15 protein-coding genes are annotated in these 15,983 nt (G+C 74.5%); 11 read left to right on the top strand and 4 right to left on the bottom strand.

Translation table 11 applies throughout. The features are described 5' to 3' along the window. Positions 1-3 precede the first annotated feature (3 nt). Positions 4-354 carry a VOC family protein gene (locus tag A6P39_RS10240; RefSeq protein WP_067056394.1) on the bottom strand — a complete coding sequence of 117 codons (351 nt, stop codon included), beginning with the start codon at positions 352-354 and terminating at the stop codon, positions 4-6. 228 nt (positions 355-582) lie between these two features. Between A6P39_RS10240 and A6P39_RS10235 the strand changes: the two genes are divergently transcribed. Next, positions 583-2,427, top strand: coding sequence for a transketolase (locus tag A6P39_RS10235; RefSeq protein ID WP_067056393.1), 1,845 nt, complete (start codon positions 583-585; stop codon positions 2,425-2,427). Positions 2,428-2,769: 342 nt separating this feature from the next. Further along, entirely contained in the window at positions 2,770-3,477 is a 708-nt protein-coding gene (locus tag A6P39_RS10230) for a GvpL/GvpF family gas vesicle protein (RefSeq protein WP_067056392.1), read from the top strand. Between the two features lie 16 nt (positions 3,478-3,493). Here the strand turns inward: A6P39_RS10230 and A6P39_RS10225 are convergent, their stop codons facing one another. Then, a complete protein-coding gene (locus A6P39_RS10225) occupies positions 3,494-4,315 on the bottom strand; it encodes a methyltransferase domain-containing protein (protein WP_067056385.1) in 822 nt (273 codons plus the stop codon). 248 nt (positions 4,316-4,563) lie between these two features. Between A6P39_RS10225 and A6P39_RS10220 the strand changes: the two genes are divergently transcribed. The 6 genes from A6P39_RS10220 to A6P39_RS10195 all read left to right on the top strand — a co-directional run bounded on the left by A6P39_RS10220 (position 4,564) and on the right by A6P39_RS10195 (position 11,133). Then, entirely contained in the window at positions 4,564-5,220 is a 657-nt protein-coding gene (locus A6P39_RS10220; protein WP_067056382.1) for a histidine phosphatase family protein, read from the top strand. A gap of 149 nt (positions 5,221-5,369) precedes the next feature. After that, complete coding sequence (locus A6P39_RS10215) at positions 5,370-6,989, top strand: ABC-F family ATP-binding cassette domain-containing protein (protein ID WP_067056379.1); 1,620 nt, start codon at positions 5,370-5,372, stop codon at positions 6,987-6,989. 125 nt (positions 6,990-7,114) lie between these two features. Further along, entirely contained in the window at positions 7,115-7,453 is a 339-nt protein-coding gene (locus A6P39_RS10210; RefSeq protein ID WP_067056491.1) for a DUF6158 family protein, read from the top strand. Between the two features lie 425 nt (positions 7,454-7,878). Further along, a complete protein-coding gene (locus A6P39_RS10205) occupies positions 7,879-8,277 on the top strand; it encodes a hypothetical protein (RefSeq protein ID WP_067056376.1) in 399 nt (132 codons plus the stop codon). Between the two features lie 289 nt (positions 8,278-8,566). Beyond that, on the top strand, positions 8,567-9,823 hold the full coding sequence (locus A6P39_RS10200) for an aminotransferase class I/II-fold pyridoxal phosphate-dependent enzyme (protein ID WP_067056373.1): 1,257 nt from the start codon (positions 8,567-8,569) through the stop codon (positions 9,821-9,823). Further along, on the top strand, positions 9,820-11,133 hold the full coding sequence (locus A6P39_RS10195) for an MBL fold metallo-hydrolase (protein WP_234379295.1): 1,314 nt from the start codon (positions 9,820-9,822) through the stop codon (positions 11,131-11,133). The genes A6P39_RS10200 and A6P39_RS10195 overlap by 4 nt, the downstream gene beginning before the upstream one ends. Here A6P39_RS10195 and A6P39_RS10190 read toward each other — a convergent pair. Together A6P39_RS10190 and A6P39_RS10185 are read right to left on the bottom strand one after the other, a co-directional pair. Next, the gene (locus tag A6P39_RS10190) at positions 11,096-11,728 is read right to left on the bottom strand and encodes a DedA family protein (RefSeq protein ID WP_067056370.1); all 633 of its coding nucleotides are present in this window, start codon (positions 11,726-11,728) and stop codon (positions 11,096-11,098) included. The two genes, A6P39_RS10195 and A6P39_RS10190, sit on opposite strands and share 38 nt — an antisense overlap. Continuing rightward, positions 11,725-12,498: an MBL fold metallo-hydrolase gene (locus A6P39_RS10185; protein ID WP_067056367.1), complete on the bottom strand. Its 774-nt coding sequence runs from the start codon at positions 12,496-12,498 to the stop codon at positions 11,725-11,727. Before A6P39_RS10185 ends, A6P39_RS10190 begins: the two co-directional genes overlap by 4 nt. An 84-nt stretch (positions 12,499-12,582) precedes the next feature. Here A6P39_RS10185 and A6P39_RS10180 point away from each other — a divergent pair, with 84 nt between their 5' ends. The 3 genes from A6P39_RS10180 to A6P39_RS10170 all read left to right on the top strand — a co-directional run bounded on the left by A6P39_RS10180 (position 12,583) and on the right by A6P39_RS10170 (position 15,983). Then, positions 12,583-13,014, top strand: coding sequence for a hypothetical protein (locus tag A6P39_RS10180; protein WP_067056364.1), 432 nt, complete (start codon positions 12,583-12,585; stop codon positions 13,012-13,014). Between the two features lie 195 nt (positions 13,015-13,209). Next, positions 13,210-15,396 carry an alkaline phosphatase family protein gene (locus A6P39_RS10175; RefSeq protein WP_275883983.1) on the top strand — a complete coding sequence of 729 codons (2,187 nt, stop codon included), beginning with the start codon at positions 13,210-13,212 and terminating at the stop codon, positions 15,394-15,396. A gap of 161 nt (positions 15,397-15,557) precedes the next feature. After that, on the top strand, positions 15,558-15,983 hold the full coding sequence (locus A6P39_RS10170; RefSeq protein ID WP_067044665.1) for an OsmC family protein: 426 nt from the start codon (positions 15,558-15,560) through the stop codon (positions 15,981-15,983).

Raw genomic sequence — 15,983 nt, 5'->3', positions numbered from 1 at the left:
GGCTCAGGCCTGCTGCTGGTCCACGTACTCGAAGATCGAACCGTCCGGATGCATCGCCAGCAGATTGCGGCCGGCCGGCGTCGGCACCGGCCCGGCGAGGATCCGGGCGCCGAGGCCGGCCAGCACCCGGTGCGTCTCCTCCACGTCCTTCACGGCGATCGTCGCCGTCACCTTCCGGAGGATCTCCAGCTCCGCCTCCGGGCCGCTCATCAGCAAAAAGGACCCGATCGCGGCGACCTGCACCCCGCCCCGCTCGAACCGCAGGGCTCTGCCGCCCGTCAGCCGCTCGTAGAACGGGACCGCGGCTTCGATGTCATCGACGCAGATACGCAGCGAGGCGCCCAGAATCTCCATGCGCACGAGCCTAGTTGGACTTCCCGGCCGGGGACGGGACAGCCGGCCCGAAGGGGCGCGCGACCGCGGCGATGCGCGGCTTCACCGCGTGGGCGCGGCCCCTTCCCGCGCACCCGGACCACGCGCCGAAATGCCGTTCGGGTGACCCGCCGCAGGTTTGTGTGCTCCGGCCACGGATACACGGAAAACCTCTCATGAGCCGACTTGCACAAACAGCCGTGGAGAACGATGAACACCGCCGAACTCACCGAACTGGCCCAGCAGTTGCGCGTGGACAGCGTACGCGCCTCCGCTGCCGCGGGCTCCGGGCATCCCACCTCCTCGATGTCCGCCGCCGACCTGCTGGCCGTCCTGCTCGCCCACCATCTGCGCTACGACTTCGAGCGCCCCGAACACCCCGCCAACGACCGTTTCGTGCTGTCCAAGGGGCACGCCTCGCCCCTGCTGTACGCCGGGTACAAGGCGGCCGACGCCGTCGAGGACGGCGAGCTGCTCACCTTCCGCAAGCTCGGCAGCCGCCTCGAGGGACATCCCACGCCGCGCCGGCTGCCCTGGGTGGAGACGGCCACCGGATCCCTCGGCCAGGGCCTGCCCGTCGGGGTCGGCATCGCCCTCGCCGGCAAGCGCCTGGACCGCACCGGCTACCGCGTGTGGGTGCTGTGCGGCGACAGCGAGCTGGCGGAGGGCTCGGTGTGGGAGGCCGCCGAACACGCCGGGTACGAGCAGCTGGACAACCTGATCGCGATCGTCGACGTCAACCGGCTCGGGCAGCACGGCCCCACCCGGCACGGCCACGACCTGGACGCCTACGCCCGCCGCTTCCAGGCCTTCGGCTGGCACACCGTCGAGACCGACGGCCACGACGTCGAGAAGATCGACCAGGCCTACCGCGAGGCACTGGCCACGACCGGGCAGCCCGTCGCGGTCCTCGCCCGCACCCTCAAGGGCAAGGGCGTGGCCGCCGTCGAGGACCGCGAGGGCATGCACGGCAAGCCGCTGCCCCACCCCGAGGAGGCCATCGCCGAACTCGGCGGGCCGCGCGACCTGCGCGTGCGCGTCGGCGAGCCGCCGGCCGCCGCCGCGCTGCGCGACCGGACCACCGAGGTGGTCCGGCTCCCGCGCTACGACGAGGGCGACAAGGCCGCCACGCGCGACGCCTTCGGCGCGGCCCTCGCCGCGCTCGGCACCGCCCGCGGCGATGTCGTCGCCCTGGACGGCGAGGTCGGCGACTCCACCCGCACCGAGGAGTTCGCCAAGGCCCACCCCGAGCGCTTCTTCGAGTGCTACATCGCCGAGCAGCAGCTCGTCGCCTGCTGCGTCGGCATGGCCGCGCGCGGCTGGCTGCCGTACGCCTCGACGTTCGCCGCGTTCTTCACCCGGGCTCACGACTTCGTGCGCATGGCCTCCATCAGCGGCGCCGGGATCAACCTGGTCGGCTCCCACGCGGGGGTCGCGATCGGGCAGGACGGGCCCTCCCAGATGGGCCTGGAGGACCTGGCGATGTTCCGTGCCGTGCACGGCTCGACCGTGCTGTACCCGTGCGACGCCAACCAGACCGCCCACCTGGTCGCGGCCATGGCCGGCCTCGACGGCATCCGCTATCTGCGCACCTCGCGCGGCGCGACCCCGGTGATCTACGGCCCCGGCGAGGAGTTCCCGGTCGGCGGCAGCAAGACGCTGCGGTCCGGCGAGGAGGACCGGCTCACCGTCGTCGCGGCCGGGGTGACCGTGCCCGAGGCGCTGGCCGCGGCCGACCGGCTCGCCGAGGAGGGCATCCGGGTGCGGGTGATCGACCTGTACTCCGTCAAGCCCGTCGACGCCGCCGCGCTGCGCCGGGCCGCCGAGGAGACGGGGTGCCTGCTCACCGTCGAGGACCACCATCCCGAGGGCGGCCTCGGCGACGCCGTGGCGGAGGTCTTCGCCGACGGCCGGGCCGTGCCCCGCCTGGTCCGTCTCGCGGTGCGCACCATGCCGGGCTCCGCCGCCCCCGACGAGCAGCTGCACGCGGCGGGCATCGACGCCGTGGGCATCGCCGACGCCGCCAGGCTGCTGGTGGAGGAGGCCGTGCGCTGACCTGCCCGGCGTGCTGCGGCAGTGTGCGGCGGGTGCCGGTGCGGCGGGTGCCGCTGCGGTGGGTCTCCTGGATGCCGCCGGGTTGCTGAGGGAGGGACGGGGCGTGTGCCGGGCGGCCCGGCGGACAGCGGTGTGCGGGCCGGACCGGCGAGCTGTGGCGCGTGGGCGTCCGCCGGGTCAGGCTGGAGCTGAAGCGCCCGGCCGGGCACACAGCCCGGACAGCAGCGGGGACAGGAGGCCGGACGCCCGGACCGGAACCCGGGCACGAGTTCTGTGACGGGAGGGCGCGCAGGAGGCCCGGGACGCCGGGCATGCGAGCGGTCGCGCGCGGAAGGAGGCACCATGAGCGGACTGCGCTACGTCTACGCCGTCTGCCGCCCCTTCGACACGCCCCTGCAGGCCGAGCTGACGGGCGTCGCCGGCGCCCCGCCGGGCCTGCTGCGCCACGGCGGGCTGATCGCGGTCGTCAGCACGGTCCCCGCGGCCGACTTCGGCGAGGAGGCCCTGCAGGCCCACCTGGAGGACCCGGCATGGCTGGCCGCGACCGTCCGTGCGCACCAGGGGGTGATCGCCGCGCTGGCCACGGTCACCACCCCGCTGCCGCTGCGCCTCGCGACCGTCTGCGAGGACGACAGCGTGGTGCGCACGCTGCTCGAGACCCACGCGGACAGCTTCCGGCGCGTCCTGGACCGCCTGGAGGGCCGGGTGGAGTGGGGCGTGAAGGTGTACACGGAGCCCGCCACCGCCTCCTCCGACTCCTCCGCCGCCGTGGCGGGCTCCGTGCCGGTGCCCGCCGAGGCACTCGCCCGGTCCCTGCACGAACGCCTCGCCGGGCAGGCCGAGGACTGCCGCCTGCGCGATCCGCAGGAGTGCGCCCCGTCCGGCCCCGCGGCCCGCAGCCTCCTCGACGCGGCCTACCTGGTGCCCCGCGCGCACTCCGAGGAGTTCGTGGAACTGATCGACCGCACCCGGGCGGAGGAGCCCGGGATCCGGGTCGAACTCACCGGCCCCTGGGCCGCGTACTCCTTCACGGGCGAGGACGCACGCTGACCACCGGCATCGGTCCTCAGGCTTCCTTGCGGCACAGGATCTCCCCGTGCAGCACGGCGAACCAGCCGTCCTCCTGCCGGCCCCATTCCCGCCACGCCTCGGACACCGCCCGCAGCTGCTCCGGCGTCGCGTGGCCGCCCTCCGTGGCCCGTGCGGCGTACGACGAGGCCAGCGTGCGGTCCGCCCACAGGCCGCTCCACCAGGCCCGCTCCTCGGGCGTGGCGAACGTCCAGGCGCTGGCGGTGGCGGTGATGTCCCGCAGCCCGGCGGCCCGCGCCCACGCCTTCAGCCGGCGCCCGGCGTCCGGCTCGCCGCCGTTGCCGCGGGCCACCCGCTCGTACAGGTCCAGCCAGTGGTCCAGGCCCGGCACCAGCGGATACCAGGTCATCGTCGCGTAGTCCGCGTCGCGGACGGCGACGAGCCCGCCGGGTTTCGTCACCCGGTGCATCTCGCGCAGTGCCTGCACCGGGTCGCCGACGTGCTGGAGCACCTGGTGGGCGTGGACCACGCAGAAGGTGTCGTCCGGGTAGTCCAGGGCGTGGACGTCGGCGACCGCGAAGTCGACGTTGGCCAGCCCGCGCGCGCTCGCGGCGGCCCGGGCCTGCTCCAGGACTCCCGGGGCGGCGTCGACACCGGTGACCCGGCCGTCGGGGACCAGCGCCGCCAGGTCCGCGGTGATGGTTCCGGGGCCGCAGCCGATGTCCAGGATCCGCATGTGGGGCTTGAGTGAACCGAGCAGATAGGCCGCGGAGTTGGCGGCGGTCCGCCAGGTGTGCGAACGCAGCACCGACTCGTGGTGCCCGTGCGTGTAGACGGCGGTCTCCTGCGCTTTCGGCATGACGGTTCCCCTTCACCTCTGGTCTGCCGGTGGTACGCGTCACCGTACGCGCGCATGTCGAATAATGAGACCCATGTATTGCCATGTGGACTGAGGGAGTGTCAGGAAAGCCTGCTGCCCGCCGGGGCGCAGAACAGGGCGGATACCCTGGAGTCCCCGTCCCCGTCCCCGTGCCTGTCCCCGTGGTCCGTGCCCGTGCTCCGGCGCGTGAACGCCGGCTGCCCGGCCGGCGCGAGAGGAGGCCCCGCATGCGTCTGCTCCTGGTCCGTCATGGCGAGACCCCGTCCAACGTGGACCATCTGCTGGACACCGCCGTACCCGGACCGGGACTGACGCCGCTCGGCGAGGCACAGGCCGCCGCGCTGCCCGCAGCCCTCGCCGGCGAGGACATCGAGGCCCTCTACGCCTCCACCCTGCTGCGCACCCGGCTGACCGCGGCCCCCCTGGCCGCCGCCCGGGGTCTTGCGGTGACCGTCCGCGACGGCATCCGCGAACTGTCCGCCGGCGACCTGGAGATGCTGCCCGGCCACTCGCCGCAGGGCGAGCTGTATCTGCGCACGGTGTTCGCGTGGGCGGCCGGGGACACCGCGCTGCGCATGCCCGGCGGCGAGAGCGGCGCGGAGGCCCTCGCCCGCTACGACGCCGTCGTCGCCGAGGCCGCGCAGAGCGGCGCCGGCACCGTCGCCATGGTCAGCCACGGCGCCGCGATCCGGGTGTGGACCGCAGCCCGCGCCGGCAACGTGGACGTCGCCTTCGCCGCCGCCCGCCCCCTGGAGAACACCGGCGTGGTGATCCTCGAGGGCTCGCCGTGCGACGGCTGGAAGGTCCTGTCCTGGCAGGGCGCCGCGGTGGCACCGGCCGGCGAGACCGGTCCGGCGGGCGAACCGCTCGGCACGGCGGGATGACACGGCGGGATGACACGGCGGGACGGCGCAGGACCCGGCTCCGGGCGCGCCGGACCCCGGGAGCCGGCACAGGCTGCCCGGGAACCGGGACGTGCCCCCGTGGATATGGGTTTGCCCCGGCCGCCGGCCGCCCCGCAGAATGCCTGCCCATGGGACATCTGGAAGCCGCGCACCTCGAGTACCACCTCCCCGACGGGAGGACCCTGCTCGGGGACGTGTCCTTCCGGGTCGGCGAAGGCACGGCCGTCGCCCTGGTCGGCCCCAACGGCGCCGGCAAGACGACCCTGCTCCGCCTGATCACCGGCGAGCTGAAACCGCACGGCGGCACCGTCACCGTCAGCGGCGGCCTCGGCGTGATGCGCCAGTTCGTGGGCTCCGTACGGGACGAGACGACCGTACGCGACCTGCTCGTGTCCGTCGCCCCGCCCCGCATCCGCGAGGCCGCCGGGGCGGTCGACGACGCCGAGCACGCCATCATGACCGTCGACGACGAAGCCGCCCAGCTCGCCTACGCCCAGGCCCTCGCCGACTGGGCGGAGGCACGCGGCTACGAGGCCGAGACCCTGTGGGACATGTGCACCACCGCCGCACTCGGCATGCCCTACGACAAGGCCCAGTGGCGCCAGGTGCGCACCCTCTCCGGCGGCGAGCAGAAACGCCTCGTGCTGGAGGCGCTGCTGCGCGGCACCGACGAGGTGCTGCTGCTCGACGAGCCGGACAACTACCTGGACGTACCCGGCAAACGCTGGCTGGAGGAGCAGCTGCGCCAGACCCGCAAGACGGTCCTGTTCGTCTCCCACGACCGCGAACTCCTCGCCCGCGCCGCCGAGAAGATCGTCTCCGTGGAGCCCGGACCGGCCGGCGCCGACGCCTGGGTGCACGGCGGCGGCTTCGCCACCTACCACGAGGCCCGCCGCGAACGCTTCGCCCGCTTCGAGGAGTTGCGCCGCCGCTGGGACGAAAAACACGCCCAGCTGAAGAAGCTCGTCCTGAGCCTGCGCCAGGCCGCCGCCGTCAGCCATGAGCTGGCTTCCCGCTACGCCGCCGCACAGACCCGCCTGCGCAAGTTCGAGGAGGCCGGCCCGCCCCCGGAGCCGCCGCGCGAGCAGGACATCACCATGCGCCTCAAGGGCGGCCGCACCGGCGTACGGGCCGTCACCTGCAAGGGGCTCGAACTGACCGGCCTGATGCGGCCGTTCGACCTGGAGGTCTTCTACGGCGAACGGGTCGCCGTCCTCGGCTCCAACGGCTCCGGCAAGTCCCACTTCCTGCGCCTGCTGGCCGGCGACGACGTGGCGCACACGGGGGAGTGGAAGCTCGGCGCACGCGTCGTACCCGGCCACTTCGCCCAGACCCACGCCCACCCCGAACTCCACGGCCGCACCCTCCTCGACATCCTGTGGAAGGAACACGCCCAGGACCGGGGCGCGGCCATGTCGAGACTGCGCCGCTACGAACTGACCCAGCAGGCCGAGCAGACCTTCGAACGGCTCTCCGGCGGCCAGCAGGCCCGCTTCCAGATCCTCCTGCTGGAGTTGCAGGGCGTCACCGCACTGCTCCTGGACGAGCCCACCGACAACCTCGACCTGGAGTCGGCCGAGGCGCTCCAGGAGGGTCTGGAGGCCTTCGACGGCACGGTCCTCGCGGTCACCCACGACCGCTGGTTCGCCCGCTCCTTCGACCGCTACCTGGTCTTCGGCACCGACGGCCGCGTCCGTGAGAGCCCGGAACCGGTCTGGGACGAACGCCGGGTGGAACGGCCCCGCTGACACCTGCACACCACACCACAGGTGCACCGAGCACCGGCGCACCGCAGCACCGGCCGGCGCCGGCCACCGGGATTCCGGGCGGCCGGGCCATCGCAGGCCCCGGACCCCGGATGTTCGTACAGTGGATGCAGGAGTGCCGGCCCCCTGGATTCCACCCGGAAGTCGCCCGGGGCCGGGACCACGGACACGACGAGCGGGGCACCACCATGACCGGAGTCGACCCCAGCCGACTGGACGACCAGCAGCTCATGAAAGAGCTGGAGACGATCCACCGCACGCGCCACGACACCCTCCTGTACGGCTCGAACGACGCACTGCGGGCCCACAACGAGCGCATGGCGCAGCTGGAGGGCGAGTACCTGCGCCGCAACCCGCGCCGCCTGGTCAGCGCGGGCCGCACCCGGGAGGGCGCCCGTGAACGCCACTGCGGCGAGGCGACGACTCCGCGCACATCCGGCACCTGACCGGCTCCCACTCCCGCCCTGCGGCCGGCACGCTTGCCCAGCGCTCGCCCGGCGCATGAATCCGGCGCCCGGACCGGCCCGGACCGGTACCGTCCGGCACAGGTTCGCAGCCTGCGCCCGGCGCCCGAAGCAGGCACGCGCGCCAGGGCCTGCCTCGCGCAGGGCGGCCCGCCCGGCGGCCGCCGGCGCCGGCACGAGCCCGGGCGTGGCGTCGTACGGGCCGACGTACGCCCGTGTCACCCGCCTGGCCGTCCGTGTCCCGCGAATGGGGTCCGGCCGCGCGCGGTGCGCCGTCGCACGGGCTGAGATGGCAACGAGGGCACACCCCGTGCCCCGGCCCCGTGCCCGGTACCCGTGGCGCCGCCCGGCAGTGCCGCCGTACCGCCGCCGGGCCGACCCGCCGCAGCCGCCGAGGAGCCCGCCCCATGCGCCGCACCGCCCGAGCCCTGTCCGTCGCCCTCGTCGCCGGCGCCGCGCTCGCCCTGACCGGTCCCACCGCGTTCGCGGACCACCCCGTCCAGGCCGGCGCACGGGAGTGCTCCGGAACCGCAGCCTGCCCCGACGGCAACCAGACCTGCACCGAGCCCCGCGCCCCCCAGCAGCCCTACGACGGCTCGTCCCACGACGGCCTGTCCCGCGGTGGTGACCCCTGTGCCCCGGCCGGTGTGCAGCACGGCGTCGAAGCCGGTCAGGGGGGCAGTTTCACCGACTCCGTCCCCGCTCTGGTCGCCGGCGGCATCCTTGTCGCCACCGCGTGCGCCGGGGCCGGTTACCGGCTGCGCGGTCACCTGCGCACCACGGCACACCGGCCCGCCGGAGTGTGACCGGGCCGATGCCCGGCACCACCCATAGGGTCCCGCCGGGCGGGTACACACCCCGAGGACACCGGCACGCTCCACCCGTTCCACCCGCTCCACCGGCACCACCCCGCACCACCCGCCCGGACAGCACACGGCGACCGGCACCCGACCCCACCCGCCACTGAACTCACCCACCCCGGCACCCCACCCACCCCGGCACAGCACAGCACAGCAGCCCACGACGACACGGCCACCAACACCGCACCGCCCGCACCGGGCGGCACACGGCATCACGGACTGCGCGGAGGCGGACATGCGGCGGACGGACCCCGAGGGACACGGCCCCGTCCGCTACGGCCCCCCGCTCCCCGGCGACGGCCTGCCCGTGCTCCCCGAACTCACCGCCGTTCTCGCCGCCGCCGCGAGCCGCGCCGACGCCCAGCCCGTCGGCGGCGCCCCCGCCCTGCTGGAAGCGGCCTGCGGCTACTGGACCCGGCGCGGCCTGCCCACCGTCCCCGACCAGGTCGCCGCCGGCCCCGGCGCCCCCGCCCTGCTGCTCGCCCTGACCGCCGCACTGGCTTCGGACGGCGCCGACATCCTCGTACCCCGCCCCTGCGCCGCCTGGTGGGCGCCGTACGCCCGGGTGCTCGGCCGGCCCGCCTACCACGTGCCGACCCCCGCCGAGAGCGGTGGCGTCCCCGACCCCTACGCCCTGCTGGAGACCGTCCGCCGGGTCCGGGCCGAGGGCGGCGACCCACAACTGCTCGTGCTGTCCGTCGCCGACGACCCCACCGCCACCGTCGCCCCGCCCGAACTGCTGCACGAGACCGTGGAAGCCGCCACCGCCGAGGACCTGCACCTCGTCAGCGACGAGACCTGGCGCGACACCCTGCACCAGCCGCACGACACCGTCCTGCTCAGTCCCGCCGAGATGCGGCCCGACCGGGTCACCGTCGTCACCGACCTCGCCGGCTCCCTGCTGCCACCCGGCTGGCCCGCCGCCGTCGCCCGCTTCCCCGCCACCGACACCGGACTTCACCTCCACGCGCGCGTGCTCGACATCCTCACCGCGCTCGGCGCACGCATCGCCACCCCCGTCGCCGCCGCGGCCGGCTACGCCCTCGACGAACCCCCGCCCGTCACCGAGCGCCGCGAGGCCACCGTACGGCTGCACGCGCGCGTGGCCGCCGCCGCGCACGCCGCCCTCGTCGCCGCCGGCGCCCTCGCACGCCCCCCGCAGGCCGGCCGCCACCTGTACGCCGACCTCGGCCCGCTGCGCGAACCCCTCGCCGCACAAGGAGTCGGTGACGCACAGGAACTGGAGGAGCTGCTCACCGCCCGGCTCGGCATGCCCGCCCCCGGCGGCCACCGCTTCGGCGACGACCTCGGTGCCCTGCGCGTACGGCTCGCCACGGGACCCCTGCTGGGCGGCACCGACGAGGAACGCACGGAATGCCTCACGTCACCCGCGCCGCTGGAACTGCCGCACGTGCGACGCGCGTTGACCTTCTTGACGTCGGTCCTCGACGATCTCCGCGACGACGCCCAGCGACGGGAGCCGCCTCGATGACGCAGCAGACGCATGAGCCCGGATCGCCCCCGACGACCTCGACGCCCACGACGCCTCGCCCATCCCCGACGACCCCCGCACCCCCGACGGCCCCCGCATCCTCGACGAGCCCCGCACCCCTGACGGCCCCCGCACCCCCGACAAGCCCCGCATCCCCGGCGACCCCCGCATCCCCGACGGCCGGCACCGCAATCGCACCCGTCCCCCTCGCGCCCCCCTTCCCCCCGCTCGCCGAGCCCCGTCCCCTGGGCGAACTCCGCGTCTGGCCAAGGACGTTCCACGACCGGCTCACCGCCCCGCTGCCCGGCCTCAAGGCGCTCGCCCGCTTCGCCCGCGAAGGCGCCGTACGCCCCGGCCCCGAAGGCCTCGCCGACATCCCCCGCCTGCCCGTCGAACCCGCCCCGCTGCCCCGCGCCGACCCCCGTGCCCTCGCCGTCACCTGGGCCGGACACGCCAGCTGGATCATCCGGACCGGCGGGCTGACCGTCCTCACCGACCCCGTCTGGTCCCGCCGCATCCTCGGCACCCCCGCCCGTATCACCCCCGTCGGCGTCCCCTGGGAGAGCCTGCCCCGCATCGACGCCGTCGTCATCAGCCACAACCACTACGACCACCTCGACGCCCCCACCCTGCGCCGCCTCCCGCGCTCCACACCGGTGTTCGTGCCCGCCGGACTCGGCCGCTGGTTCCGGCACCGCCGCTTCTCCTGCGTCACCGAACTGGACTGGTGGGAAGGCGCCGAACTGGACGGCATCCGCTTCGACTTCGTCCCCGCCCACCACTGGTCCAAGCGCACCCTCACCGACACCTGCCACAGCCTGTGGGGCGGCTGGATCCTCACCACCGGCCACGGCGAGCGGCTCTACTTCGCCGGCGACACCGGCTACGGCCACTGGTTCTCCCGCATCGGCCGCCGCTACCCCGGCATCGGCCTCGCCCTCATGCCCATCGGCGCCTACGACCCCCGCTGGTGGCTCAGCGACGTGCACTGCGACCCCGAGGAAGCCGTCCAGGCCACCCTCGACCTCGGCGCCCACCGCATGGCCCCCATGCACTGGGGCACCTTCATCCTCTCGGCCGAACCGGTCCTCGAACCGCTCACCCGGGTGCGCGCGGCCTGGGAGAAGGCGGGCCTGGAGCGGGGCGACCTGTGGGATCTGCCGGTCGGCGGTTCACGGGTGCTGGAGCACAGCGCTCCTCGAGGCGGACGCGGAACGGCGCGCACAACCACGACGAACCCGCAGCCCGAAGGGAACCGGACCCCCGGCGCTGCTACCGAAACCGCCGCACCACACCCGGCATCGCACTGATCACCACGGTCAGCGCCACCGCCACCACAACCCCCTCCCACGGCTCCCTGAACAACGAACCCCCCACGATGCCGATCACCTGATACGTCGCCGCCCACGCCAGGCACGCCGCCACATTCCCCCGGCTGAACCGCCCCAGCGGCCAATCGGCCATCAAACACGCCAACATCACCGGAATACGCCCGGCCGGCACCAGCCGCGACAGCACCAGCACCGCGACACCGTGCTCCACCAGCTTCCCCCGCGCCCGCGCCGCCCGCTCCTCGGGCGCCCGCGACCGGATCGCCTCCAGCCACCGCGACCCGCTGCGCGACCCCATCCCGCGCCGCCCCAGCCAGTACAGCGCCCCGTCCCCGGCAAACGCCGCCAGCGACGCCGTCACGAACACCAGCGCCAGCGAGAACGGCGCCGCCTGATGGATCGCCACCACCGCCGCCGAACTCACCAGCGCACCCGTCGGCACCACCGGCACCAGCGCACCGATCAGCACGAGCAGGAACAACGACGGATAGCCCACCGCCTGCTGCGTCGACTCCGGCGGCACCGCGGACGTCGACGCGGCCGCGAACGCCGTCGCCGAGACGAACCCGCTCACCGCGCGACCTCCAGCCGCACACTCTCCCCGTGCCCCAGCTTGCGCACCACCACCTGCGGCGACACCTCGGCCGCCAGCCGCACGAACTCGTCGCCCGGCGCATGGAACTCGTGCGGCCGCACCGCGTCCATCCCGATCGGCCAGTACGTCCCGTAGTGCACCGGCACCGCCACCCGCGGCGCCAGCCGTGCCACCGCCCGCGCCGCCCGCCCCGCGTCCAGATGCCCCTCACCGAGGAACGGCCCCCAGCCTCCCACCGGCAGCAGCGCCACATCCACCGGCCCGACCCGCTCCGCCATCGCGTCGAACAGCCCGGTGTCCCCGGCGAAATAGGTCCGCGCCTCGCCCTCCACGACATACCCCAGCGCCGGCGAGCGACGAGGCCCCACCGGCAGCCGCCGCCCGTCGTGCAACGCGGGCACCACCCGGATCAGCACCTCACCGACACGCACCTCGTCCCCCGGCACCACCTCCGTCACCCGCACCTGCCGCAGGCGGCGCAGCGCAGGCACCGCCCGGGGCGCACCCCGGGGCACGAGCAGGCGCGTACCCGCGGCGAGCGACGCCAGCGAGGGCACATGCAGATGGTCGGCGTGCAGATGCGACACCAGCGCCACGTCCGCGCGCCGCGCCCCGGCCGGCGGCACCTGCCCCCGGCGCCGCCGCAGATGAGCCAGCCGCCGCGCGAACAGAGGATCGGTCAGCACCCGTATGTGCGCGTCCTCGACCGTGCAGGTGGCGTGACCCCACCAGGTGATCTCCACCGGCACCCCTTCGCCTCCTTCACGCGACTCCCCGAAGCCTACGGGCAGGAGTAGGGTCGGCGAGGAAACCCGGAGGTGAGGGGGGACGCCATGGGACGACCGCAGGCCGCCTCCGACGCGGCCGTGCCCGTACGGGTCACCGCCATCGCGAGCCTGACCCCGCTGGAGGAACTGGAAGCCGACCCCTTCCTCGTCGACTCCCGCAGCCAGCACGCCATGTGCGCCCGCTGGGCCGCCGAACACGGATACGTCGTCGCCCGGGAACTCCTCGTCGGGGGACTGCGCTTCGACCACTGCGCCCTGTGGGACGGCGTCCGCCCCGGCGTCGACGTGTTCGTCGCCCCCAGCCTGCGGGTCCTCAAGCGCGCCCTGTCCTCCGTCGAGGCCTTCACCGCCGAATGCGCCCGGCGCGGCGTACGCGTGGAGACGGTCGGCCGCGCCGAACCCGCCTACGACGCCCAGATGAAGGCACACGTACACCGCCGGCTGTCGATGCCGACGGCCGGCTACGACGGCCGCTGACCCGCCCTTTTCGGGGGCCGCCCCCGCCGCAGGCGACCGGCCGGCGTTCCCCGCCCGGTATGACAAGGTGGACAGCCGCGGCCGATCGGCCGGCGAAGCGAGACACGGTCCCCCTGCCCGGTGCCCGATGCCCGGTGCCCGGAGCGCGGGCGGTGACGGAGGACCAGGACGTGAGGTGTACAAGGCGTGCGAGGCATACGAGGCGTGCGATGGCGGCAGGTCACCCGGCAAGTCACCCGGCAGATCGGACGGAGCATCACCGTATGGGCGGCCTCCACCGCCACCATGCTGGTCCTCGCCGGCCTCCTGCCCGACTTCCAGCTCCAGTCCCCCGACGGCGACAGCGCCACCCGGATCGCCATCACCGCCGCCTGCGGCGCCGGCGCCTTCGGCGTCCTGTCGGCCGTGGCCTGGCCGCTCCTGGTCCGGCTCCTGCTCCTCGTCCCCGCCCTCGTCCTCGGCCTGCTCGTCTTCTTCCTCAACGGCTCCCTGCTGCTGCTCGCCCTGCGCATCAACCCCTCCGGCCGCGGCGCCGTCGCCCCGCAGACCGCCGTCATCGTGGCCGCCGTGATGTCCGCCGTCGCCTCGGCCACCGGCGCCGCCCTCGCCGTACGCGACGACGAGACCTACCGCCGCCGCCTGCACCGCCTCGCCACCCGCCGCCGCAGATCCGACCCGCCCTGCCCCACCACCCCCGGCCTGGTCCTCGTCCAACTCGACGGCGTGGGCCACGACGTCCTCACCGCCGCGGTCCGCAAGGGGCTGATGCCGACGGTGGACCGTTGGCTGTCGACGGGCGACGGTATACGGCCGACAGCCGACGACGTGCGGACGGTCGACGATATGCAGTCGACCGTCGACCGGCAGAAGGCCGACGGTGTGCGGCCCACCCACCGCCTGACCCCCTGGCGCACCGACTGGTCCAGCCAGACCGGTGCCAGCCAGCTCGGCATCCTCCACGGCAGCACCTTCGACGTGCCCGCGTTCCGCTGGTACGAGAAGGACCGCGGGGAGGTGATGGTGTGCAATCGGCCGACGAGCGCCGCCGAACTCCAGCGCCGCGCCATACTGCATACAGGCGACCGTGGACTGCTCACCGTCGACGGAGCCAGCCGCGGCAACCTCTTCAGCGGCGGTGCCGGCGAACAGGCCCTCGTGCTGTCCATCGCCGCCCGCCGCCGCAGCAGGGAGAACCGTTCCCGCGCCGGCTACTTCGCCTACTTCTCCGACCCCGCGGGCGCCGTCCGCACCGCCCTGTCCTTCGTCGCCGAAGTGGCCCGCGAGATCGGCCAGTCCACCCGCGCCCGGCTGCGCGGACAGCGCCCCCGGGTCGGCCGCGGCGGCCTGTACCCCCTCGTGCGGGCCTTCGCCACCGTCGTCGAACGGGACGTCGTCGTCGCCGCGGTGATGGGCGACATGCTCGCCGGCCGCACCGTCGTCTACGCCGACCTGGTCGCCTACGACGAGGTCGCCCACCACTCCGGCCCGCACAGCCGGGACGCCGAGAAGGTCCTGCAACGCCTCGACCGGGCCCTCGCCCTGCTGGAGCGGGTCGCCGAACACGCCCCCCGCCCCTACCGCATCGTCGTCCTCTCCGACCACGGACAGAGCCCCGGCGAGACCTTCCGCGCCCGCTACGGCCTCACCCTCGGCGACCTCGTCCGGGCCGGCTGCGGGCTGCCCGTGCCGCGCCGGGCGGGCAGGACGCACAGCGGTGCCGAGGCCCGTGCCGCCGTCCGTGCCGCGCTGCGCCGGCCCGTGGAGGAGAAGAGCGGCAGGCACCGGCCCGTTAGGGGCCGTGAGCCGATCGTGCTGGCCTCGGGCAACCTCGGCCTGGTCTCCTTCCCGGACGTGCACCACCGTATGACCAAGGAGGAGATCGACGCCCGCCACCCAGCCCTGCTCAGCACCCTCGCCGACCACCCCGGCATCGGCTTCCTGCTGGTGCGCAGCGAGGAGCACGACGGCGTGGTGCTCGGCGCCCACGGCGTCGAGATCCCGCTGGCCGCGCTGGACGGCGAGCCCGGGCCGCTGGCGCGCTTCGGTCCCGGCGCCGCCGACGCCGTACGGCGCACCCACTCCTTCCCGCACACCGCCGACATCATGGTGAACTCCGCCCACGAGCCCGCCGACGGCGAGGTCCTCGCCTTCGAGGAGCAGATCGGCTCCCACGGCGGCCTCGGCGGCGCCCAGTCCCGCCCGTTCCTGCTCTCCCCGCTCGACCTGTCCGCGCCGGTGGGGGAGCGGGAGGAACTGGCCGGTGCCGAGCACGTCCACCGCGTCCTGCGCCGCTGGCTGCGCGAACTCCACGGCCCCGAGAGCCCGCTGACCGCCACCGCCACTGCCACCGCCACCGCCGAAGAGGAGGAGCGGGTGGCCTGAGGGCCGTGCACGATCCGGCGGGCCGGCGACGTCATCCGCCGTTCACCGCGCGTGAGCCGGTCTTCGGCGTGCGAGGGGCCCGGATGTGATCGGATAGGGGCAGGGAAAACCAGGAGACGCAAACCCGGAAACGGGACCGACCACCCGCGAAAGGAACCACCGTGGCCACCACGCGCACCGCGCACACCGTCTGGGAAGGCAACCTGCTGCAGGGCAGCGGCACTGTCTCCCTCGACTCCTCCGGCATCGGCACCTACGACGTCACGTGGGCCTCGCGCGCCGAGCAGCCGAACGGCAGGACCAGCCCCGAGGAGCTGATCGCCGCCGCCCACTCCAGCTGCTTCTCCATGGCCCTCTCGCACGGCCTGGCCGGCGCCGGCACCCCGCCCACCCGGCTGGAGACGAAGGCCGACGTGACCTTCCAGCCGGGCGAGGGCATCACCGGCATCCACCTCACCGTGCGCGGCGAGGTGCCGGGCCTGGACGCGGAGGGCTTCGCCTCGGCCGCCGAGGACGCCAAGAAGAACTGCCCGGTCAGCCAGGCCCTGACGGGTACGACCATCACGCTGACGGCCGAGCTGGCCTGA

It is taken from the genome of Streptomyces sp. FXJ1.172 (assembly GCF_001636945.3).
GTDB lineage: Bacteria > Actinomycetota > Actinomycetes > Streptomycetales > Streptomycetaceae > Streptomyces.
The sequence above is the reverse complement of the archived record's forward strand: the minus strand, read 5'-3'. Positions and strand labels throughout refer to the sequence as shown.

What these genes read in the sequence shown, in the direction of transcription:
- A6P39_RS10240 (WP_067056394.1), bottom strand. Translation starts at nt 354, where the DNA reads ATGGAGATTCTGGGCGCCTCGCTGCGTATCTGCGTCGATGACATCGAA.
- A6P39_RS10235 (WP_067056393.1), top strand. Translation starts at nt 583, where the DNA reads ATGAACACCGCCGAACTCACCGAACTGGCCCAGCAGTTGCGCGTGGAC.
- A6P39_RS10230 (WP_067056392.1), top strand. Translation starts at nt 2,770, where the DNA reads ATGAGCGGACTGCGCTACGTCTACGCCGTCTGCCGCCCCTTCGACACG.
- A6P39_RS10225 (WP_067056385.1), bottom strand. Translation starts at nt 4,315, where the DNA reads ATGCCGAAAGCGCAGGAGACCGCCGTCTACACGCACGGGCACCACGAG.
- A6P39_RS10220 (WP_067056382.1), top strand. Translation starts at nt 4,564, where the DNA reads ATGCGTCTGCTCCTGGTCCGTCATGGCGAGACCCCGTCCAACGTGGAC.
- A6P39_RS10215 (WP_067056379.1), top strand. Translation starts at nt 5,370, where the DNA reads ATGGGACATCTGGAAGCCGCGCACCTCGAGTACCACCTCCCCGACGGG.
- A6P39_RS10210 (WP_067056491.1), top strand. Translation starts at nt 7,115, where the DNA reads ATGCAGGAGTGCCGGCCCCCTGGATTCCACCCGGAAGTCGCCCGGGGC.
- A6P39_RS10205 (WP_067056376.1), top strand. Translation starts at nt 7,879, where the DNA reads ATGCGCCGCACCGCCCGAGCCCTGTCCGTCGCCCTCGTCGCCGGCGCC.
- A6P39_RS10200 (WP_067056373.1), top strand. Translation starts at nt 8,567, where the DNA reads ATGCGGCGGACGGACCCCGAGGGACACGGCCCCGTCCGCTACGGCCCC.
- A6P39_RS10195 (WP_234379295.1), top strand. Translation starts at nt 9,820, where the DNA reads ATGACGCAGCAGACGCATGAGCCCGGATCGCCCCCGACGACCTCGACG.
- A6P39_RS10180 (WP_067056364.1), top strand. Translation starts at nt 12,583, where the DNA reads ATGGGACGACCGCAGGCCGCCTCCGACGCGGCCGTGCCCGTACGGGTC.